The organism is Peribacillus sp. SIMBA_075 (assembly GCF_046534585.1).
In genome coordinates this window covers 60,606-83,940 of record NZ_JAWRYN010000002.1, presented here as the reverse complement: position 1 = coordinate 83,940, position 23,335 = coordinate 60,606, and the positions used below count along the sequence as shown (strand labels likewise).

Annotated in this window: 19 protein-coding genes; 1 reads left to right on the top strand and 18 read right to left on the bottom strand. The window is 41.6% G+C overall.

Features of this window, described 5'->3' with window-relative positions:
• Position 1: 1 nt before the first annotated feature.
• The 7 genes from SB775_RS02135 to SB775_RS02105 all read right to left on the bottom strand — a co-directional run bounded on the left by SB775_RS02135 (position 2) and on the right by SB775_RS02105 (position 10,645).
• Positions 2–1,879, bottom strand: coding sequence for a methylmalonyl-CoA mutase family protein (locus tag SB775_RS02135; protein WP_410860383.1), 1,878 nt, complete (start codon positions 1,877–1,879; stop codon positions 2–4).
• A gap of 346 nt (positions 1,880–2,225) precedes the next feature.
• Positions 2,226–3,527, bottom strand: coding sequence for a dihydrolipoamide acetyltransferase family protein (locus SB775_RS02130; protein WP_410860382.1), 1,302 nt, complete (start codon positions 3,525–3,527; stop codon positions 2,226–2,228).
• A gap of 26 nt (positions 3,528–3,553) precedes the next feature.
• A complete protein-coding gene (locus tag SB775_RS02125; RefSeq protein ID WP_061463982.1) occupies positions 3,554–4,537 on the bottom strand; it encodes an alpha-ketoacid dehydrogenase subunit beta in 984 nt (327 codons plus the stop codon).
• Between the two features lie 12 nt (positions 4,538–4,549).
• Positions 4,550–5,545 carry a thiamine pyrophosphate-dependent dehydrogenase E1 component subunit alpha gene (locus SB775_RS02120; RefSeq protein ID WP_061463983.1) on the bottom strand — a complete coding sequence of 332 codons (996 nt, stop codon included), beginning with the start codon at positions 5,543–5,545 and terminating at the stop codon, positions 4,550–4,552.
• 23 nt (positions 5,546–5,568) lie between these two features.
• Positions 5,569–6,990 carry a dihydrolipoyl dehydrogenase gene (lpdA, locus tag SB775_RS02115; protein WP_125160628.1) on the bottom strand — a complete coding sequence of 474 codons (1,422 nt, stop codon included), beginning with the start codon at positions 6,988–6,990 and terminating at the stop codon, positions 5,569–5,571.
• 128 nt (positions 6,991–7,118) lie between these two features.
• On the bottom strand, positions 7,119–8,216 hold the full coding sequence (gene bcd, locus SB775_RS02110) for a branched-chain amino acid dehydrogenase (RefSeq protein ID WP_061463985.1): 1,098 nt from the start codon (positions 8,214–8,216) through the stop codon (positions 7,119–7,121).
• Between the two features lie 371 nt (positions 8,217–8,587).
• Complete coding sequence (locus SB775_RS02105; RefSeq protein WP_410860380.1) at positions 8,588–10,645, bottom strand: sigma 54-interacting transcriptional regulator; 2,058 nt, start codon at positions 10,643–10,645, stop codon at positions 8,588–8,590.
• A gap of 203 nt (positions 10,646–10,848) precedes the next feature.
• Here SB775_RS02105 and SB775_RS02100 point away from each other — a divergent pair, with 203 nt between their 5' ends.
• Positions 10,849–11,085 (top strand): DUF2627 domain-containing protein, encoded by a 237-nt coding sequence (locus SB775_RS02100; RefSeq protein WP_061463986.1) that lies wholly within the window; start codon positions 10,849–10,851, stop codon positions 11,083–11,085.
• 56 nt (positions 11,086–11,141) lie between these two features.
• Here SB775_RS02100 and SB775_RS02095 read toward each other — a convergent pair whose 3' ends face one another.
• From SB775_RS02095 to xseA, 11 genes are all read right to left on the bottom strand, one after another.
• Positions 11,142–11,876 (bottom strand): glycerophosphodiester phosphodiesterase, encoded by a 735-nt coding sequence (locus tag SB775_RS02095; RefSeq protein WP_317778387.1) that lies wholly within the window; start codon positions 11,874–11,876, stop codon positions 11,142–11,144.
• Positions 11,877–12,027: 151 nt separating this feature from the next.
• Positions 12,028–12,168, bottom strand: a complete 141-nt coding sequence (locus tag SB775_RS02090; RefSeq protein WP_410860378.1) for a hypothetical protein — start codon at positions 12,166–12,168, stop codon at positions 12,028–12,030.
• A 568-nt stretch (positions 12,169–12,736) separates the two neighbouring features.
• Positions 12,737–13,528, bottom strand: coding sequence for a sporulation transcription factor Spo0A (gene spo0A / locus SB775_RS02085; protein WP_061463989.1), 792 nt, complete (start codon positions 13,526–13,528; stop codon positions 12,737–12,739).
• Positions 13,529–13,847: 319 nt separating this feature from the next.
• The gene (gene spoIVB, locus SB775_RS02080; protein WP_061463990.1) at positions 13,848–15,140 is read right to left on the bottom strand and encodes a SpoIVB peptidase; all 1,293 of its coding nucleotides are present in this window, start codon (positions 15,138–15,140) and stop codon (positions 13,848–13,850) included.
• A 163-nt stretch (positions 15,141–15,303) separates the two neighbouring features.
• Positions 15,304–17,019, bottom strand: a complete 1,716-nt coding sequence (gene recN / locus SB775_RS02075; protein ID WP_061463991.1) for a DNA repair protein RecN — start codon at positions 17,017–17,019, stop codon at positions 15,304–15,306.
• Between the two features lie 22 nt (positions 17,020–17,041).
• The gene (gene ahrC, locus SB775_RS02070) at positions 17,042–17,491 is read right to left on the bottom strand and encodes a transcriptional regulator AhrC/ArgR (protein ID WP_061144401.1); all 450 of its coding nucleotides are present in this window, start codon (positions 17,489–17,491) and stop codon (positions 17,042–17,044) included.
• Positions 17,492–17,817: 326 nt separating this feature from the next.
• Entirely contained in the window at positions 17,818–18,645 is an 828-nt protein-coding gene (locus SB775_RS02065; RefSeq protein ID WP_089361483.1) for a TlyA family RNA methyltransferase, read from the bottom strand.
• A 4-nt stretch (positions 18,646–18,649) separates the two neighbouring features.
• The gene (gene dxs, locus SB775_RS02060) at positions 18,650–20,542 is read right to left on the bottom strand and encodes a 1-deoxy-D-xylulose-5-phosphate synthase (protein WP_061466140.1); all 1,893 of its coding nucleotides are present in this window, start codon (positions 20,540–20,542) and stop codon (positions 18,650–18,652) included.
• Positions 20,543–20,792: 250 nt separating this feature from the next.
• Entirely contained in the window at positions 20,793–21,686 is an 894-nt protein-coding gene (locus SB775_RS02055) for a polyprenyl synthetase family protein (RefSeq protein ID WP_410860376.1), read from the bottom strand.
• A 1-nt stretch (position 21,687) separates the two neighbouring features.
• Entirely contained in the window at positions 21,688–21,921 is a 234-nt protein-coding gene (locus SB775_RS02050; protein ID WP_034308286.1) for an exodeoxyribonuclease VII small subunit, read from the bottom strand.
• Positions 21,918–23,270, bottom strand: a complete 1,353-nt coding sequence (gene xseA, locus SB775_RS02045) for an exodeoxyribonuclease VII large subunit (protein ID WP_410860375.1) — start codon at positions 23,268–23,270, stop codon at positions 21,918–21,920. Before xseA ends, SB775_RS02050 begins: the two co-directional genes overlap by 4 nt.
• Between the last annotated feature and the right edge of the window lie 65 nt (positions 23,271–23,335).

The window sequence follows — 23,335 nt, the reverse complement described above, 5'->3', positions numbered from 1 at the left end:
TTCAGTTCACCCCTAGCTCATGCAATAATTCCAATAAAATCGCTATTACGTTCGTTTTAACATGGATAGAATCTTTCATGCCGGCTTCACTTAGTGTGATTTCCAATTCTTCTTGCTGCTTGCCAGCCAAATAAATATTGATTTCAGGGAATTGCTTTTTAATTTCTTTAATTGTGATTGGGGCTAATTCCGCGTAGTCACCATCACTGCCGCAAATACAATAGATAGGGAAATTGGTCGAAGCCACGTAATCGACTGCTTCCTGAATGGTTTGACACCCCTTACTACCTACTGTTTCAATACCTCCTGCTGCAGCCAGACTTTTAACGAAATCTGCACGGGGTTTATAGGATTTAAGGTTTTTCAAATTAATCAAACCGATTGTTGGAGCTGTTCCATTTATTTCTTTATAACTTTCACTGCGCAGTCTTATTTGTTCGAACTGAATGGATACCCGTTCCAAGGCAATTGGGGTAATGCCAACCGGCTTCTCAACTTTCATGTATGACACATGTTTATCCAGTGTCGGGGTTTTAATCTTATCAGCTGGATTCGGATATACATTCGTTCCGATGATACTATCTTTTCTGAAAGCCGCATTTTGAACTCTTCCTAGGTATACTTCAACTATGTCTTTCTGCAGGGTGCCTTGCTTAATAAGCTCTAAAATCCCCCCGGCTTCATCGATTTCAAGGAATTTCGCCCAAGCCTTTTCAGCCAATTCATCCGTTAATTGTTCAACATACCAAGAACCGCCAGCAGGATCGACCACGGTGGTGATATTTGTTTCCTCTTTTAAAATCAAATGAGTGTTACGGGCGATTCTTTCTGAAAAATCATCAGATTCACCAGTTGCATGAGTAAATGGATGAATTTGAAGATATTGAATGCCACCGATAGCTGCAGCAAAAGCTTGGTTTGTGGTCCGAAGAATATTGACGTGCTGGTCATATAGCGTTTCTGTCAATTCGGAAGTAACAGCATGTATGGCCATTTTAAAATGATCCGGAGCTGTATCGAAGGCTTCAGCAAGACCTGCCCAAAGCCTCCTGGCAGCCCGCAGTTTGGCGATGGACATGAAGTAATTGGAATCGACTGCAAACGAAAATACTATTCTTTCGGAAACTGAAGAAATGGAAAGCCCTTGTTTTTGCCCTTCCAATAGATATTGGACGGCTGCCGATAATCCGTACGCGATTTCTTGAACGGCATTCGCTCCTCCATTATGATAGACTGCCGTATTAATCAGGACTGTCTTTAAATCCCGGCCTACCTTCTGATAATCTTGGATCGTCTTAAGCCAGTCTGCAAAATAATGATCCGTATCCTCTGGCAGCTGACCGCCAATGAGCCATTCTGCAATGGGATCTTCTGCAACTACGCCTGTCAATTGGGCATTTTGCGATTCAGCAACGGCTTTGAATTGCGGGAATAATCCTTTTTGTTTTCCCTTAAGGTCAATGAAAACCGGGATTTCCCTTAATGGGATATCTTTAAACAATTTTTCAGCCCTTGCTCCCTCAGCAAGCAAACTTGCAGGGTATGCCACGACATTTTGACCGCGCTTGAATGACACCTTCATCTTTTCATTTGCCTCTTCAGCCGTGACACCGCTTACAGGTTGAACGACCAGCCAAGGTTTTTCATAATAACCCGTTGGAAACGTTCCTCGGGTATAAGGGAAGAACCCTGGCAATTCAGCTACATTTGCCGTTGAATCCGCCGTTTCTGTATAAAGTGGATATAAAGTGATGCCCTCATATGTATTCGTTTTTAATTTTTCTATACTTTTTCCTTTTAAACTGACTTCCGCAGCTTCTTTCCACTCTTCCAAAGAAGGCTTAGGAAAGGTTATGTTTTTTACATCTTTCAGTTCCATCTGTAATCGCTTTCTTATCGTCTGCCGCCTCAATCGCCATATCCATTCTTCGGGAGAACGAACGCTCAGTCAGTTCAGATAAGAAAACCACCCTCCCATCAATTTGATCTGGATTATACTAACATTCTATCATAATTTTCTTGAAATTTAAGCCAATAGAAATCAGCAAAGGAGTTCTAAGAGAAAGCTGATAGCCTTTTTCGTCTCTTTGAAATAAAGTACAGCCCTGTTCTGTGCTAGAACAGCTCTCAATAAAATAATAGCAAAAATAAAATTTTTGTCGATGTTTTTCTAAAAAGAAGTACAAAAAAAGGAAGGAACCTACTGTCCTTCCTTTTTCTTCATTTTAGTATATGGAAGTGTTTTCCTTGGAAATCTTTTCGATGATTTCTTTAACTCTTGCGAGGAACCGTCCACATACCAGGCCGTCCAAAACACGATGATCAAGTGATAAACAGAGATTAACCATATCCCGTACTGCAATCATGTCATTTATGACCACTGGCCGTTTCACAATTGTTTCAACTTGTAAAATGGCTGCCTGTGGATAATTGATGATTCCCATGGATTGGACAGAACCGAATGAACCAGTGTTATTGACAGTGAACGTGCCACCTTGCATATCCTCTGCTTTTAACTTACCCGCCTTCACTTTGGATGCGAGTTCCTGTATCTCCCTTGCAATACCTTTGATTGATTTTTCATCTGCATTTTTTATTACCGGTACAAATAAGGCATCTTCAGTTGCAACGGCTATTGATATATTGATTTCTTTCTTTTGTATGATTTTTTCGCCTGCCCACATCGAATTGAGCTCTGGAAATTCCGTAAGGGCTTGAGCAACCGCTTTTACGAAAAAGGCAAAGTACGTTAAATTATAGCCTTCTTTTTGTTTAAAGTCGGATTTTAGATTATCACGCAACTTCACCATATTGCTTGCGTCAACTTCCACCATCGTCCAAGCATGCGGAATTTCGTGCTTACTTTTCAACATATTGGACGCAATTGCCTTACGGATGCCGGTAACAGGTATTTCCTTGTCACCAGCCGCAGTCGTAACGTTTGTTACTGGGCTGGTTTGCCGATCAACTTGAGGAGCGAGCACTTCAGGAGCGAGCACTTCAGGAGCCGAATCGGGCATTGCCGAAGGCTCATCCGCCTTAGGAAGATTCCCTGATTCAACAAGTTTCAGTAAATCTTTACGGGTGATCCGTCCCTCATTCCCCGTTCCTTTCACTTTTGTAAGATCGATTCCATGCTCCTGGGAAAGTTTTAACACTGCTGGCGAATAGCGAGCTTTCCTTGATGGTTCGGCCGCTTGCTGTACATTTCTTGTAACAGGTGCATCAACTTTTTCTACACTATGAGAAACAGCTTGCCCTACATTATCGTTATCCGTCTTTACCGTTTCAACTTCAATCGAGCAAATGACTTCCCCGACTGCTAACGTTTGATTCTCATCCGCTTTCAATTCCTTGATGATGCCGGTGAAGGAAGAAGGAACCTCAGCATTTACTTTATCCGTCATCACTTCAGCTAACGGGTCGTATTTCGTGACATGATCCCCAGGCTTTACAAGCCATTTACTGATGGTTCCCTCTGTGACACTTTCGCCTAGTTGAGGCATCTTCATTAATTCCATAGCCATAAATCGTTCCTCCTTCTTAACAGTCATTAATACTCAGCCAATTCCCTCATGGCTTTTTCCACCTTATCTGGATTCACCATAAAATGTTTTTCCATCGTAGGCGCATATGGCATGGCAGGTACATCAGGTCCGGCCAACCGTTTTACAGGAGCATCCAAATCAAAAAGGCAATGCTCGGCAATGATGGCTGCGACCTCGCTCATAATGCTTCCTTCTTTATTGTCCTCCGTAACCAGTAAAACTTTCCCCGTTTTAGATGCCGCTTCTATGATAGCATCTTTATCTAAAGGGTAGACGGTGCGCAAGTCAAGAACATGTGCAGAGATTCCATCTGCAGCTAATTTTTCTGCTGCCTGAAGGGCAAAATGCACACAAAGGCCATAGGAGATGACAGTAATGTCCTCCCCTTCCCTTTTCACATCCGCCTTACCGATTGGAAGTACATAATCTTCAGTGGGTACCTCACCCTTGATCAAACGATATGCGCGTTTATGTTCAAAGAAAAGCACTGGATCTTCATCGCGAATGGCAGCTTTAAGCAAACCCTTTACATCATACGGAGTGGAAGGCATCACAATTTTCAAACCCGGCTGATTGGCAAAGATTGCTTCAACCGATTGTGAATGATAAAGAGCTCCATGAATTCCTCCTCCATATGGGGCACGGATCACCATAGGACAGCTCCAGTCATTATTGGAACGGTATCTAATCTTGGCTGCCTCTGAAACAATTTGGTTAATGGCAGGCATGATGAAATCAGCAAATTGCATCTCAGCTATCGGCCGAAGCCCATACATGGCGGCTCCAATTCCCACTCCTGCAATTGCAGATTCAGCGAGCGGTGTATCGATGACCCTGGCTTCACCGAATTGGTCATATAAACCATGAGTCGCTTTAAAGACCCCACCTTTTTTTCCAACATCCTCTCCCAATACGAATACACGGGAATCACGTTCCATCTCTTCCCTCATTGCCATTGTTACAGCATCTATATAAGAAATCACTGGCATTCTATTACCCCCTTACTTTTGTGCATACACATGATTCATTGCACTTTCAGCCTTCGGATATGGAGCATTTTCAGCATAATCAGTAGCTTCGTTGACTATCTTCATGACTTCATCATTCATTTGTTTCTCAAGATCCTCATCCATGATTCCCACTTCTTTTAAATACGCTCCAAATGTCTTTATGGAATCCTTTGTTTTAGCTTCGGCCACTTCATCCGCTGTCCGGTAGCTTCTGTCATCATCATCACTTGAATGTGGAGTGAGCCTATATGAAACGGTTTCTACAAGGGAGGGCCCCTCTCCCCTTCGTGCACGGTCAGCCGCTTCTTTCACTGCAGCATACACTTCCAATGGGTCATTGCCATCCACCGTTATTCCAGGCATCCCATAGCCAATCGCCCTATCGGAAACATTTTCACACGATAGCTGTTTCTCAATAGGAACGGAAATCGCATATTTATTATTTTCACACATGAAAATGACCGGTAGCTTATGCACACCTGCAAAGTTGGCCCCTTCATGAAAATCGCCCTGATTTGATGAACCTTCCCCAAACGTTACGAATGTTACTAAATCCTTACCTTCCATCTTCCCAGCAAGGGCAATTCCAACTGCATGCGGGACCTGTGTCGTTACAGGTGACGAACCGGTGACGATCCTATTTTCCTTTTGACCAAAATGTCCAGGCATTTGACGTCCCCCGGAATTGGGATCTTCCTCTTTCGCAAAACCTGAAAGCATCAAGTCTTTTGCGGTCATTCCGAAGGTAAGAACCACACCAACATCCCGATAATAAGGCAGTACATAATCCTTTTGCCTATCCAGCGCAAAAGCTGCTCCAACCTGTGCAGCTTCTTGCCCCTGGCAGGAAATTACGAAGGGAATTTTCCCGGACCGGTTTAAAAGCCACATACGCTCATCAATCCTGCGGGACAAAAGCATTGTCCTGTACATATCTAAAACCATTTCCTCAGTTAAGCCTAATTGTTCATGACGTTTTTCTACCATCATAAAACCTCCTGACCTTATTCTTATGAATGAATGGCAAGTCCATCGATAGCAAGCGCCGCCTCGCCGATTGCTTCAGAAAGACTTGGATGTGGATGAATTGTCTTGGCTACCTCCCAAGGTGTCGCATCAAGTACTTTTGCAAGTCCAGCTTCTGAAATCATATCCGTAACATGTGGTCCGATCATATGAACGCCAAGTATATCATCCGTTTTCTTATCTGCAATGATTTTGACAAAACCATCTGCTTCCCCGAATACAAGGGCCTTACCAACTGCACGGAATGGGAATTTCCCAATTTTAAGTTCATAGCCTTCCTTGTTTGCCTGCTCTTCCGTCAAACCTACGCTGGCAGCTTCAGGGCTAGAATACACACATTTTGAAATTAGCGAATAATCCAACCGTTCTGGTTTTTGGCCTGCCATATGCTCAACGGCTGTAATACCTTCATGGGAGGCAACATGAGCCAATTGAAGACCGCCGATACAATCACCGATCGCATAGATATGTGTTTCCTTCGTTTGGAAGAATTCATTGGTTTCAATAAAGCCTTTTTCTTTCACAATTTCCGTATTTTCAAGGCCGATCCCTTCAACATTTGCTGATCTGCCCACGGAAACCAGCATTTTTTCAGCTGTGAATTCCTCTACCGATCCATTTACTTCAGCAGAAATAGTTACTGAAACATCCGTTTTCAGGGTTTCAGGCAATACCTTGGCACCTGTAACGAATTTGACGCCTTTTTTAGTTAGGAGACGAAGCATCTCACTAGAAATATCATGGTCTTCAGTCGGGATGATTCTATCCGCATATTCAAGTACTGTTACTTCTACACCAAAATCATTCAGCATCGAGGCCCATTCAATTCCGATAACTCCCCCGCCTACAATAATCAATGATTTTGGCAGGCTCTCAAGCTTTAGGGCTTCATCCGATGTTAAGACCAATTCCCCATCAATTGGTAAACCTGGCAGTGTCCTCGGACGCGAACCGGTAGCTATGATAATATTCTGAGGAATAAGCATTTCATTTTCACTGCCATTATTCATTTCCACGGAAATTGTCCCAGGCATCGGTGAAAATATAGATGGACCAAGTATACGTCCTAATCCTTCATAAACGGTTATCTTCCCTTGTTTCATCAAGTGCTGAACACCTTTATAGAGTTGATCAACCACTTTATTCTTTCTTTCCTGTACCTTAAGGAAATCCAACTTTACATCCCCGGTAATAATACCGAATTCCTCGCTCTTCACTGCAGTCTGATAAACTTCTGCACTTCTTAAAAGTGCTTTTGAAGGGATACAGCCTTTATGTAGACACGTTCCGCCGAGCTTGCCTTTTTCCACGACAGCCGTTTTCAATCCTAATTGTGCAGCCCTTATTGCTGCCACATACCCACCTGTTCCTCCTCCGAGGATAACGAGGTCAAATTCTTCAGCCAAAACCACTCCTCCTCACAATTACAGATTGTCACCTTTTTACTTGCACTATGTTTATTACGTTATCCATGTTGAAAATTCCTGTGTTTATTTTAAAAAAACACAGGAATCTATAACTTGTATAACTACATTCATTTTCTTCCATTCAAGATATGCTTTTCATTTTGTAAAAATTGACTTCTTGAATTCCTCATACGAGCAATGCGCTCCTCTGCCATCCTGTCCGCTGCTTTGTAAGTTGGAATTTGATCACGTTTTGCAATCTCCATGACCCGTTCAATGGTATCATAAACCGTTTCCACTTTCTTAAGCGCTCTTTCCCGATTATACCCTAAAAGCTCATCAGCCACGTTTATGACTCCACCTGCGTTAATTACATAATCAGGAGCATATATAATACCTTTTTCATGAATTTGATCGCCATGAACAGGATCCTTCAATTGATTATTGGCTGCACCTGCAATGACTTTCGCCTTGATTTTATTGATTGTTTGATCATTTATGACAGCCCCTAATGCACAAGGAGCATAGATATCACATTCAACCCCATAAATTTCATCTGGATCCACTGCTGTCGCCCCAAAGGATTCAACTGCACGGGCCACGCTTTCTTTATTGATATCAGTCACGATCAGTTTAGCGCCCTCCTCATGAAGGTGACGGCATAAGTTATAAGCTACATTCCCGACGCCTTGGACTGCAATTACCTTGCCTTCTAAAGAATCATTGCCGAATGCTTCTTTTGCAGCAGCTTTCATACCGCGGTATACCCCATAAGCAGTTACAGGGGAAGGGTTACCTGAGGAACCGAATGCAGGGGAAATCCCAGTGACAAAATCCGTTTCCTCGTGGATGAGATCCATGTCTTCAACTGTCGTCCCTACATCTTCAGCTGTTATATAACGCCCATTCAGCCCTTGGATATACCTTCCGAACGCACGGAACATTTCTTCATTTTTATCCTTGCGCGGATCGCCGATGATGACGGTTTTTCCCCCGCCTAAATTCAAGCCGGCTGCTGCATTCTTATATGTCATTCCTTTCGAAAGCCTTAAAGCGTCTTCTATGGCATCTTCTTCAGAAGCATACGTCCACATCCTTGTGCCACCAAGTGCAGGTCCCAATGTCGTATCATGAATGGCAATAATCGCTTTCAAACCCGATTGTTTATCCTGACAGAATAGCAGTTGTTCGTAATCATACTTCTCAAGATATTTAAAAATTTCCATAAAGGAATCCTCCCTAGATGTTTTAATCGTTTGTGTCAGATATGAGGATGCTAAATTACTCCTCATTCTTACTGGTTACTACGTTCATTTTAAATAAATTCCGCTAAACACATGATATTTTCCCCATTTGGAATGGTTCCCTTGAAAAATCCATTCACTTTTAAATATGCAAATAACATGCCAATAAACTGAAAAGTGAGAGCCTTTTTAACCAAAAAAAGGAGATGCTGGTTAATAAGTTGGACTACTATAGCCTATAACAAATTTAAAAAAATTTCATGTTAGAAGTGGACTCTCACTCAAATTAAAATAAATCAGAAAATTCCGTGCAGTTTTTTTCATAGTGCGCAAATTTTAACGTGCAAAGAATTTCATAGTTCGAATTTTTCCATTTTGTAATACAGATTTCTAACTGATATCCCCAGCGCTTTTGCTGTAAGTGTTTTATTTCCATTGTGTGTATAGATCGCTTGCTGAATGATTTCGGCTTCATACTGGTCTATTATCTCCGAGAGCGGTTTACCCGATACGTAGCCAGAAGAAGGCCTCATTAATTTCTCCTGTTTTAATGGAACCTCTTCGATAAAATCGGGAATATGCTGTATATCAATGATCGTCTCGTTCAATTTCATGAAAATGATCGCCCGTCCTAAAATATTCTCCAGTTCCCTCACATTCCCTGGCCAGTTATAGATTTGCATCTTATGTATAGCATCTGCAGTGATTCCCTCTATGCTCCGTCCATACTCCTGATTGATTTTATGAATTAAATGCTCCGCCAATTCTTTCAAATCTTCTTTTCGCTTTCGTAAAGGAGCAATGAAAATGGGCATGCGGTTCAGCCTGAAATATAAATCTTCCCTGAATGATCCGCTTGATATTGCCTGTTCAAGGTTGATATTCGTAGCTGCTATGACACGGACATTGATGGGAATCGGCTTTGTTCCCCCCACTCTGATGATTTCCCGTTCTTGTAAAACCCGTAATAATTTTGCTTGGATGTTGGCTGGTAATTCACCAATTTCGTCCAAAAAGATACTCCCTTGATTTGCCTCTTCGAAAAAACCGACCTTTCCGCCTCTGCTTGCCCCTGTAAAGGCCCCCTCATCATAACCAAACAGTTCACTTTCAAGTAATGATTCTGAGATGGCCGCGCAATTTACACGTACGAATTTATTGAATTTCCTATCGCTCGCATTATGGATGGCGTGGGCAAACAACTCTTTTCCTGTCCCTGATTCCCCTCTCAATAAGACAGTAGCGGGTGTCCTTGCCGATAATTTCGCCTGTTCAATCGGAAGCTTCATCTCTTCGGAAGCTCCTATTATATCATCAAAGGAATATTTAGCCTGCAGTGTCCGGATAATTTGTCTCGCCCGATTCAATTCGTGAGTCAATGCTTGAATTTCAGATACATCATGAATGACGCCAACACTGCCTTTCAAGCACCCGTCCACAATGATTGGAGCTACATTCACAATCACTTCCTTATGTTTTGGGCCGACACGCATATTGACACCCCGAACAGGTTTTTTTGTCTGGAGCACTTTCATATGCATACTTTCACCTTCGTAAATATCGATGGAAGCCGGCTTACCAATCACTTGGTTCTTTGTTAAGCCAGTGATTCTTGTATATGCCGGATTGATCAATAGTCCCCTCCCTTGATCATCCACGACCGATATGGCTTCATCACTGGATTGAATGATTGCCTGGAGCATCGTCTGTATCTCTTTTAAATCAGTGATCTGCTCGGCCAATTGCACAGCTTCCGTTTTATTCCTAAACACGGAAAAAGCCCCTATGATTTCCTTATCGGCATTTACCAGAGGAATCCTTGTCGTTATGAGCTCCATCCCATTAGTAAGGGTGATCTCCTGATTTACTTCTTTTTTGTTCATTTCCATCACTCGAATTAATCCAGTTGAAGGGAAGAGATCCTTGATATGTCTGCCAATCACGTCCTCGCGCTTTGTGTCAGATGCTCGTTCCGCACTATCATTGAACATGATGATGAATCCCTCATGATCAATCACCACCATCCCTTCACTGGTCGTATTCAGGATCAAATCCATTTTTGCCGAGGCATTCTCCAATTTATTTATTAAACGATTTTTCTCTTCAAACAGCTTAGTCATAATGAGGGCAACACTTCCAGGAATGAGTATCGTTTGATCATCCATATCCCTTTTTATCTTTTTATAGACGGACGGGTCTCCAGTCGTATCAAAAATGATGTCCAAATCCCAATCCAATCCCTTGCTCCAATTAGTCACTGTAGGAATCCTTCGCTCTTTTGCAGCAAGCATTCCTTCAGCCGATTCATTTGTATCAGCCATACAAACAATTGAGAATACTTCACTTTCCGAAAGGAGTTTCAACACGGTTGTCCCTCCCACTCCTCCCCCCACTATCATGACTTTTTGCATGAGCCATCCCCCTTAAATAATTACCCATTTATTATTTCTATCCCTGCAATTTTTTTCATACTCCACACCTCATCTTACCATATTGGTATCCTTTAAAAAAAGCCACCAACTTCCAGTCATTTTCTAGATTCCCGAAACTTGACAAATATTTTATATCTATTATCATTTTTAAAAGATGGAATTTTCGGAAGGGATTTGACAGCATGAAACGTTTAATCGCTTTTTTGATTCTTTTTATACCCGGGGCCTTCGCTGCCTATGGCATAAAAATAATGAGGGACATGGTGTTCGGTATTTTACAGCCTCCCTATCCAGTCCTTTGGCTGCAATTTTTAATCGGACTGCTTTTAGCGATTGCCGGGATAGCCTTTATCGCAGGCTTCGTCCTTCATCGAGATCGGAAACAAAATAAGGTCCAAAGCAGGTTCAATAAATTTTAAACACTAAAAAGAACACAAAAAAAGAAGGTGCCATGTAATTATGGCACCTTCTTTCTTTATCTCGATTTAAGTCCTTCTCTGGCCCGTACGGCTGCCTCAGGAAAATCGGTTATGATGGCACTGCACCCCAATTTGAATAATCTTTTCATCTCGGCTTCCTCATTGATGGTATATGGCCGTACAGCAACACCCATGCTCAACGATGCTTGAATAACAAAATCAGGGGCAGCCCGGAAATTTGGATGGATTGCGCTCCCGCCTATTGCCTTGGCATATATCCACGGCATGTACAGACCATCCCTATAAAGCGGTGCCGTTTCCAGTTCCGGTGCCAATTGATGGCATTTAACCAAACTGTAATGATTGAATGATGAAAGGATAATCCTTTCATCCATTTCGTAGGCACGGGTGAGCTGTATGACTTTCTCTTCTAAACCTGGATACAGAAAAAGCGTGTTTTTCAGTTCAATATTGCAATAAAGCTGATTGTCGTTAAGCCAGATAAATAGTTCTTCAAGCGTCGGAATGTTTTCTTTACCCAATTTCCCCTTAAAGTTTGGGGACGCATTAAGTGTTTTCAACTCCATCAAGGTCCTGTCTTTTACATACCCTGAGGCATTCGTGGTCCGATCGAGCTTTTCATCGTGAATGATGACCACTTCTCCATCTTTCGAGAGCTGGACATCCGTTTCGATTCCGTCCGCCCCTACACGTGCAGCTTCTTTGAACGCAGACATCGTATTTTCCGGATGTGTTCCTGCCGAGCCTCGATGTGCAAAGATTAAGGTCATGATGAAATCTGCCCCCTCTCCCAAAAATCGTTATATCCCAATTTTATGAACAGACACAGCAAATTATTTTCATCTAGATCAATCATTTATCGGAAACTTTCAAAATGCAGGTGATTATTTTCGGCATAGAAGGTTCCTTTCGTTAAACAACTCAATTTCTTTTCCAAACTTTTGATTTGCCAGCAGGTATCCGGAAAGGCATTTGACCAATCGTTATTTCACCTTCCCCTTTTGATTCAAGCATATCTATGATTGACTTCCGTTTCTCATCCAATTGAAGGATTTGAGCCATCAACCTCTCCAATCAACATTTTGTTTGTTCATATTCCTTTATTGATTCGAGTTCCTTTATTTTTGATTTATATAAAGGCAAAGTATCATTCAATTCTTTTTTTAAAGATTACGGTCAAACCCCTTGTCATTAATTATCGTTTTCCCTCCATACGACTCCCGATAACTGCCGCTCTAACTTTTCCATCCGCCTCAATAACGACGCCGATTAATTTTCCCATCTTTTCATCCGTTAAGATATTCTTGGCTTTTTAGGAAACTCCCCGGCGAATATGTCGCTAACCTAAAAAAAAATTAATGATTCAGATAATGAATCCCGCTTTTTCGACCAAACAAAAACGCCTTTTATTTATTGGATTCTTCCTGCAAAATCCAATAAATAAAAGGCGTTTAATTTTTTTTAATCGGCAGCGTAAAAAATTGAAGTTGCCGATTATAAAAAATCACAAAGCAACTTCTTCCTGTCCCCTTACCACCAGACGGAGAGTTCTTATTTATATTTAGCGGCTCTAGCCTTTATATGGTCAATGGTTACCCTGAATCTTAACAACCGTTTCCCCCTACCCCTGTCAAGATGCTTTATGCTCGAGACGGAGCTTATCGGCCACCATAGCAATGAATTCGGAATTTGTAGGTTTTGCCTTAGTCATGCTAACGGTATAACCGAAAAGGGATGAAATGGATTCTATATTGCCACGGCTCCAAGCCACTTCAATCGCATGTCGGATGGCACGTTCCACACGGCTTGCTGTAGTATTGTACTTTTTTGCAATATCCGGATATAAAACTTTGGTGATTGATCCCAATAGTTCAATATCATTATATACCATGGATATGGCTTCCCTTAAATACAAATAGCCCTTGATATGTGCAGGCACTCCAATTTCGTGAATAATGCTTGTGATGCTGGCATCGAGGTTTTTAGGCTTGGGTTCATTTTGGGGACGATAGCTAAACTGACTATGATTTTTTAAAACCGCCTGCCCTTTACCGCTTACCTGACGAATATGATTGGCTAGATTTTCCATATCAAAAGGTTTTAGGATAAAATAAGACGCGCCCAAATCAACTGCTTTTTTCGTGACATCTTCTTGACCAAAGGCAGTAAGCATAATTACATTAGGCATAGCACCCCGTTTTAATTCACGAAGTTTTTCAAGTACACCTAACCCATCTAAATGAGGCATGATAATATCGAGGATCAATATATCCGGATCAACGCTTTCAAGCATACCCAGGCAATCTTGACCGTTATGTGCCACCCCAATTACTTCCATGTCTTCCTGTGCAGAAATGTATTCTTCCAGAAGGCCAACAAGTTCTCTATTATCATCTACAACGCACACCTTAATTTTTTTCACGCTTGATTTCCTCCTCAACTACAATTGGTCTTTTTTTCTATATGACTAAATTCTATTGTAATTGAACTTTTCGACAATGGAAACTAAATTCCTTTTATTTTTGAAAAAATATAAGGAATTCAATATTATTCTCCGGATATCTCTTGTTTTCGACTTCGTTTGCTATTCGAATGAACCGATTGTCGAAAAATCTTCATTTCGTTTTCATTTTATCACATCGTTTTAAAAAAACATCTATTTTTTGAAGAAATCATATTTAATTCCTACCCATGACCTGCGTTTTATAAAAAAAGGGCATCCAAAAGGATACCCGGTTTCATTAGCTTGCCTTTTCATAATTATCTTTGTCATATATATTTATACCGGCTTCGTTTAACATCCATTCGATATGGACTCCATACCCACTTGTAGGATCATTAACAAATACATGGGTGACTGCACCGATTAATTTCCCATTTTGTATGATGGGACTGCCGCTCATTCCCTGAACGATCCCACCCGTTTTTTGAAGCAATTCTTTATCCGTCACTTTTAAGACCATTCCTTTAATCGCAGGAAACTTCTGTGGTATGGAACTGACGATTTCCACATCGAATTCCTCTACTTTGGAACCATCCACCACCGTCAGGATTTTAGCTGGTCCTTCCTTTACCTCATGGGAAAGGGTGATGGGGAGCGCCTTGTCATTTATCCCATTTTTAAAATCTTGATTTAATTTCCCAAAGATCCCAAAGGGGCTGTTGCGATTGATATTTCCTATTTTTTCTTTATTAGAAGAAAAGCGTGCCAATTTTTCTCCCGGATCACCATTGCTTCCCTTTTCGATGGACGTGACAGTCGATTGAACGATCTGTCCGTCCTTTACAACAATCGGCTTTTTTGTATCCATATCGGAAATGACATGTCCCAATGCCCCATATTTTTTCGAGTCCGGGTGATAAAACGTCATCGTTCCGATGCCGGCTGCTGAATCACGGATATACAAACCTAATTTGTAAGTTCCTTCATTCTTATCTTTCAAAGGTAAAAGGGTACTATGAAGCACTTTATTCTCTCGGTTAATGACCAAATTCAACGCCTGACCCTTTTCACCTGCCTGTTGAACAAAAGGGGTTACATCCCCCATCTTCTTTATCGTCTGACCATTGATTTCTGTAATAATATCACCTATTTCAATTTTCGCTTTTTCTCCTGGTGATTTTTTTCCCTGCGCAGTATCAATAAGATGATGACCTACTACGAGCACCCCAAGAGTATTAAGCTTCACTCCAATGGATTGGCCTCCAGGCATGACTTTAAAGTCTTTTATCACTCTAATGTCGACCTTTTTGGCAGGCAGGCCTGCTACATCGAGTAACACTTCATTCGTCCCTGGTTTCTCAGCACCAAGCGTAATTGAAGTTTGCTCATCATGAAGCGAAATCCCATCACTGGATCCCGAAGCTTTTGCAGAAACAGGCAATGATTTGGAAATACTATATTGACTTCCTTCAAATAGTACAAGATGATTTGGAATTAAAAAATATTCACGAGATGGCTGGTATAACCCTAATGTTAATAGCGAAACAAGGAGAATTCCACCGATGATTCTGTTTATCCATACAAATTTCAATCCATTCACTCTCCTCGCTCTCTGAAACTTTATGGCTACACCTTTAATTTAGCCCTCAGGACAGTCATTTATAACAAGTGCACAAAATAAAAGCTATCCGTTTTTGGATAGCTTTACAATGAATGCTTATGATAAAAGTTTAAATAATCTTCTTACTGGCCCATCAAGATGTAATCTTCAGCCTTTTGGCCAGCTGAATTAATTCATTGGCATGCTGCTTCGTCAAATCCGTAATCTCGACTCCTGAAATCATCCTGCCGATTTCTTTTATTTTTTCAGTTTCAATTAGAGGCTTTACCGAGGTATTCGTACGTCCAGCCCTTACATTTTTCGCTATGAAAAGGTGGGTATCCGCCATAGCTGCCACCTGTGGTAAATGGGATATGCACAGCACTTGAGACCCCGTTGCCACTTTATAGATCTTTTCAGCAATCGATTGTGCAACCCGTCCGCTCACACCCGTGTCCACTTCATCAAATATAATCGACGTTATGCCTTGGTGCTTGGAAAAAATGCTTTTCAAAGCCAGCATGATCCTCGACAGCTCTCCACCCGATGCAATTTTAGAAAGGGGTTTTAACGGTTCCCCCGGATTGGTGGAAATATAAAATTCCATCGAATCCAGCCCCGATTGATTAATGCCCCTATCTGATAACTCATCGAAAGTATAAGCCGTTTGAAGGAAATGGGGTTCGAAAATTGTCTTTTCCATGTATAAATCTTTTAATTCCTGATGGATTTTTTTGGTTAACTGCTGAGCGAATGTCTGACGAAGATCAGACAAATTCTTTGCTTCAACAATTAAATCAGCCTTTATTGATTTCATTTCCTTTTCAAGCTTTGCTATGTGTGTTTCCCTATTTTGCAGTTTTTCGACTTCTTCTTCTATGCCTGCACCATATTCCAGGATTTCCTCGATGGACCGCCCGTATTTACGTTTTAGCTGATTTATTTCATTTAGGCGACTTTCAATGAATTCAACACGTTCTGTATCAAAATCCAAAGAGTCTAATTGATCTCGAATGTTCGATACGGCCTCTTCAAGAAGGAAGTAACTATTTGATACGGTCTCGGAGCTGTTTTTTAAACCTTCATCAAGCCCTGCCGCCTCTTCCAGGTTATTCATGGCTACGGAAAGCCAATCAATTGCATGCTGCTCACCATTTAAAGCATTGTAACTCGTTTGCAGCGCTTCATGAATTTTTTCGAAATTATTAATTTTCTTCCGCTCTTCCATCAATTCTTCATCTTCGCGAAGTTTCAAATCAGCTTTTTGGATTTCATCGAATTGAAATTGGATCAAGTCAAGGCGATGGACCATTTGCTGTTCATTTTGACTCAAACTATTTAATTGTTTAGAAGCGGTTTCATAACGTTTATATAGCTTTTGGTATTCCGTAAGTGCCGATGCGATTTTTTCTCCGCCGAATTGATCCAGCAGAGGAAGGTGGAGCCGTTCATCCATTAATTCCTGATGTTCATGCTGACCATGAATATCTATCAATGTCCGTCCTATCTCGCGTAAAATGGCAATCGTTACAAGTTTTCCATTTACCCTGCAAACGCTTTTGCCGCTCTGTGAAATATCCCTACGAAGAATGGCCATACCGTCATTCATATCCAGGCCAAACTCTTCTGCCTTGGCAAAGACCGGGTGTTTCTCATCTTCAATTTGAAATAATCCTTCTATTTCGGCCTTCGACTCACCATGCCGTATGAACTCGGCAGAACCACGTCCTCCAACCAAAAGGTGAACGGCATCTATAATAATTGATTTCCCTGCCCCTGTTTCTCCGGTCAAGACAGTCAAGCCTTTCTCAAATGAAACGGACAGGCTGTCTATGATCGCAAAATTCCTAATCGATAGTTCTGTTAACAAACTAGGTCACCTCACAAAATTATTAGAGCATGTCCAAGAATTTGCCGGAAATGATCTTTGCATCTTCCTCAGAACGGCAGATAATTAAACAAGTGTCATCGCCGCCGATCGTCCCGAGTATTTCTTGCCAATTTAAATTATCAATCAATGCACAGATTGCCTGGGCATTACCCGGGAGCATCTTCATTACAAGTAAATTATTGGCTGCGTCAATGCGTACAAAAGCATCAACCAGGATTCTCTTTAATTTTTGAAGTGGATTGAAACGTTGATCGGCTGGCAGGCTATATTTATACCTTCCATCAGTTAAAGGGACCTTAACAAGGTGAAGCTCTTTAATATCCCTTGAAACAGTGGCCTGAGTTACATTGTATCCAGCTAATTTCAGCTCTTCAACTAGCTCATCCTGGGTTTCTATATCATTATTCGTTATAATGTCCCTTATTTTTATATGTCGTTGTCCTTTATTCATAAGTAGAAGCACCTCTTCTCAACTGTTGCTCATTTAATGAGTATCACTTTTATATCATACTTAAGCAAGCTGCCCAAAATGGGATTGTTTCAAGTATCATCCGTACGTGCAAATAGACCGCTTTCTAAAGTGGCTAATATTAATGTTATCGGATTTTTATGCAATTGTACAACTTTTTCTCTAAAAAGCATAACAACTCTATTTTTTGTTCATACCTATTTTATGTATTCCCCTTAAATGATTCAAGTGCATTACAGGACCATTTAAAATTAAAAAGCTCCTTTTAGCCAACCATCCAGCCAAAGGAGCCATACAAAAAGTTCTAGCTATTCTTTTTTAAATTGGGCATGGGCTTCCCTAACGATGTCATCCACCGTTTTCGAAAGCAATATCGCTCCATCGTCTTTTGACCCTTGCCAGTATAAATGAAGTAAAAATTCAATATTTCCATCGCCGCCGGTAATCGGTGAGAAGGAAGCATCCTTAATATCGTAGCCTTCCTTTTTTGCAAAAGAAATGATCTTATCCAGCACTTGTTTATGGATTTTGGGATCACGAACAATCCCCTTTTTACCCACTTGATCCTTCCCAGCTTCGAATTGCGGTTTAACTAAAGCAACGACGTCGCTTTCCGGAACGAGGAGCGTCTTTAACACCGGTAAAATTAACGTTAGCGAGATGAAAGAAACATCAATGCTTGCAAAGTTTGGCATCTCCCCATCGAGATCGGCGGGTGTAACATAACGGAAATTCGTCCGTTCCATTACTTTTACCCGTTCATCCTGCCTAAGCTTCCATGCAAGTTGATTATAGCCTACATCAAGTGCATAAGACATTGTGGCACCATTTTGCAGAGCACAATCGGTGAACCCTCCAGTTGATGATCCGATATCAAGCAGGATTTTTCCGTTCATTTGTAAATCGAATTCCTTTAAGGCCTTTTCAAGTTTAAGTCCGCCTCTTGAAACGTAAGGCATAACTTTTCCTTTGATCGTAAACTCAAGATCGACCGGCACTTTTTCACCCGGTTTTTCGTACCTCTCTTCATTCGCGTAGACAAGACCAGCCATAACCATACGCTTCGCTTTTTCACGTGTATCGGCCAAGCCTTGTTCTACAAGTAATATATCTACTCTTTCTTTCATCACTTTCATATTGTCAGGCCCTTTTTTCTTTTTTTGGTGTTATCATTTTAATCTTTTTGATGGCTGTCTCTGTCGTTAAACCGATTTCTTCAAGAAGTTCATCGACACTGCCATGTTCAATGAAATAATCAGGTATTCCCATTCGATCTATAATTGCCCCATAAAAACCTTGATCATGAGCATATTCAAGTACAGAACTACCAAAACCACCTTGAAGAACCGCTTCTTCTATAGTCAAGATAGGCATTTTTTCACCAAGAAGACTGCTTAGCATGTTCTCATCCAAAGGCTTGATGAAACGGGCATTGATCACCTTAACTGAATAATCCTCTTTCTCAAGCAGTTCTGCAGCTTTAAGAGCCATGGGGATGGTTGTACCGAACGTTAAGATGGCAGCATCCGTTCCTTCTTTAAGAACTTCCCACGTACCGATTGGAATCTGCTGTAAGTCAGTATCCATTTCAACTCCCGAACCATTCCCACGAGGGAAACGCATAGCGATCGGACCATCATTATAGCTTAAGGCCGTATTGACCATATGTTGGCCTTCGTTTTCATCTTTCGGCATCATCAACACCATATTTGGAATGTGGCGTAAGAAAGCAATATCGAAAACCCCTTGATGTGTTTCACCATCGGAACCAACCAATCCGGCACGATCGATCCCTATGAATACGTTTAGATTCTGTCGGCAGATATCATGGACCACCTGATCATAAGCCCTTTGCAGGAAGGTTGAATAAATAGCCAGGAATGGTTTCATTTTTTGCGTTGCCAATCCAGCTGCAAAAGTTGCTGCATGCTGCTCGGCAATCCCTACATCATAGAAACGTTCTGGGAACTCTCGGGAAAACCCCACCAATTTCGAACCTACAGGCATTGCAGGTGTAATCGCGACAATCCGTTCATCTTCACGAGCGAGCCTGCTGACAGTATCGCTTACGAGGGCACTCCAAGCAGGAGCTTTACTAGTGGATTTCACGAAATCGCCTGTCTCGATCTTGTATGGGCCTGTCCCATGCCAATTTCCTGTTGTATCCAACTCGGCAGGTGAATAACCCTTGCCTTTTTTCGTGATGACATGTAGCAGTACGGGTCCCTTCGTTTTCTTGGCATATCTTAAATTCTCCAGCAATTCTTCATAATTATGACCATCAACTGGTCCAAGGTATGTGAACCCGAGTTCTTCAAAAAAGATTCCTGAGACCAATAAGTACTTCATGCTATCCTTCAAGCGTTCAGCGGTAGCCGCAAGTTTACCACCGACTGCAGGAATTTTTTTCAAAAGCAATTCCAATTCATCTTTTGCCCAGTTATATTTACCTGCTGTCCGCAATCTTCCCAATATCGTGTGTAAAGCACCTACGTTAGGGGCTATCGACATTTCATTATCATTCAGGATAACGATCATGTCCTTTTTTTCATCACCGATATGATTCAAAGCTTCAAGCGCCATTCCGCCTGTTAGGGCCCCGTCCCCGATGACAGGTAAAATAAAACTTTTTTCACCTTTGATATCACGGGCAGCCGCCATTCCCATTGCAGCTGAAAGAGAAGTCGAACTGTGACCGGTTTCCCAAACATCATGAGGGCTTTCAATCATTTTAGGAAAGCCGCAAAGACCTTTATATTTCTTTAAGGTATTGAACTCTCCTGCTCTGCCAGTCAGGATTTTATGGACATAGGATTGGTGACCGACATCCCATAAAATTTTATCGTTCGGACTGTCGAATTCTTTATGCAAGGCTATAGTCAACTCGACTACACCTAAATTGGGCCCAATATGCCCACCGGTCACCGATAATTTTTCCACAAGAAATTTTCGTATTTCCATACTTAACTCAACTAGTTCTTCATTATTCATATTCTTCAAAAAAGAAGGGTCTTTTATAGATAGAAGATCCAAACAGGACCACTCACTTTCTGTCATTTTCGGTTGTAAGCAAAAACAAAGCCTCATAAAAGAGGTCTATATGGAAGACTTGACCGAAAAATTGGTTTTAAGTTAAAAAATAGCCGCCAACACCCAGGTGATTTCGGCGGCTTAATATACCTATTTATCACGTATCTCAATTAAAAATCCCATTTGGGTTTTCACATATTTTTGCACAATGAGTATACCATAAAACCTCATTTGATAACAAATTTAGCCACAATCAATGGTTACGGTTCGCTATTAAATCAGTTAGATCTTTCAACAGATCCGTTTGTAATGTTGTTTTTCCTAAAGCGGCATGAGCAAGTTCAATATGATGTTCCAACTTTTCCTTTGCCCCTTGAAGAGTAAGTAAAGAGGGGTATGTGCTTTTGTGATTTCCCACATCACTGCCAACCGGCTTGCCGATCAACTCTACTGATCCTTCAATATCCAGAATATCATCCCGAATCTGAAAAGCAAGCCCCAGATGGTATGCAAAGTCACGTAAATGCAGTCGCTGTTCTTCATTCGCCCCGGCCAATATAGCTCCGGAAAGGATGCTAGCAGTCAATAATTTCCCTGTTTTATGTTCATGGATATACTCCAATTCCTGGAGCGTCAACCTTTTATTTTCACCTTCCATATCGGCAACTTGACCGCCAACCATCCCTTCGGCTCCGGCGGACCTGGCAATTTCAGATACAAGGTTCAGCTTCATTTCAGCCGTCACCTCGGGATCGATCATTTCCGTCACCAATTGAAAACTATATGTAAGGAGGGCATCACCTGCCAGTACTGCTACCGCTTCACCGAATACTTTATGGTTCGTCGGTTTTCCCCGGCGAAGATCATCATCATCCATCGCCGGGAGATCATCATGGATCAATGAATATGTATGTATCATTTCAATGGCAGCGGCTGCAGGTATCCCCATCCTCAAGTTTTTCCCAAAGGCCTCTAGAACCGCAAAGACCAATAAAGGGCGAATCCGTTTACCGCCTGCTTCCAACGAATAGATCATGGCTTCTTTGACCACAGCCGGAGCTTTCAACTTATTGACATATTCAACGATTTCTCTTTCTATAATCGCCTTATATTCTTTAGAAAACATATCAAAGGACGCCGTACCCATGTTATTCTTCCTCCTGGACAGCGAAGTTTTCAAGTTCCCCATCTTCGCGTAAAATTTGAGTCAATTGATCTTCAACTGCCTTAAGTTTTGAGTGACAAAGCCTGGATAAATCCATTCCTTGTTTATATATGGAGATGGCTTCTTCTAAGGGCACATCCCCCTCTTCCAACTGTTCCACAATTTTCTCGAGATTCTCCATCGCTTCTTCAAATGTAGCTTCCTGTTTTTTTGTCATGGTTCCATTCGCTCCTTTATTTCTTTAATTTCACATTCAAGGGTTCCATCTTTTATGGAAACGGCTATTCTATCACCTTCGGTTACTTGCTGTGTACTTTTCACTAATGTCTCACCCTCAGCAAAAACCAATCCATAGCCCCGTTCCATGATTTTTAATGGGCTGAGGGCAGACAACGTGGCTGTAATATGAACGAACTGCTGTGATTTTTGCCGATAGATGGCTTCCATGGCCCTCTGTAATACTTTTGCATGCTGCCGCAAATCATCTTTGGATTTTTTCACAGCTTGTTCAGGATGCTGCTTTTTCAGAATATCGTTGATCTGATTAAGCTCATCTCTCTTTTTCATGAAATAACGCGTGCTGGACCTCCCTAGCCTGTCCATCGTCTTGTCTAGCTGTTCAAGCTTCTGTTCATACATTTTATGTGGATAACGAAAAGCATAAGACCTCTCCATCCTGGTCAATCGGGTACGTTCAAAATTCACCGCTTCACGAATGGAACGGGTCAAGCGATTCTTACGGTTCATCAGACGTTCGTGTATTTCATTAAGATGGGGAACTGCTAACTCTGCTGCACCCGTCGGCGTAGGGGCCCTCATATCGGCGACAAAATCAGCGATTGTAAAATCGGTTTCGTGACCGACAGCAGAAATTATCGGTATATCAGAATCATAGATCGATTCAGCCACTATCTCCTCATTAAAGGCCCATAGCTCCTCGATCGACCCGCCACCCCTTCCGACAATGAGCACATCGCTTTCCGCCCTTGCGTTAGCCATGGAAATTGCCTTGGCAATCGATTTAGCGGCATTATTCCCTTGCACAAGTGCAGGGTAAACGATAATTCTGGCAATTGGAAATCTCCGCTTGATCGTTGTCAGGATATCTCTTAGTGCGGCTCCGGTCGGTGAAGTTATGACTCCCACAGACTTAGGGTACTGTGGAATCGGTTTCTTATGTTCGGCCAAAAACAAACCTGCCGCCTCCAGCTTTTTCTTCAGCTGTTCATAAGCAAGATACAAATCCCCCACGCCATCAGGTGCCATGCTTTTCACATATAGCTGATACTGTCCGCCCGCTTCATATAATGATATATCGCCCTTAACAAGTACCTTCATTCCATTTTCGGGGAGGAATTTCATCCCTTTGTTGTTGGCGGCGAACATAACGGATAGGAGTCGGGCCTTCTCGTCCTTTAGAGTAAAATACATATGTCCGCTTGTATGTTGTTTAAAATTCGAAATTTCGCCTTTTATGTATACATTTTGCAAATGGGGATCGGCATCGAACTTCCTTTTGATATATTTCGTTAAAGCCGATACACTCAAATATTGTTGGTTGCTCATATAATGTCTCCTTCCGATGGAAATCGGATATAAAGAAAACTTACCTATAGGTTACACTTAAAACT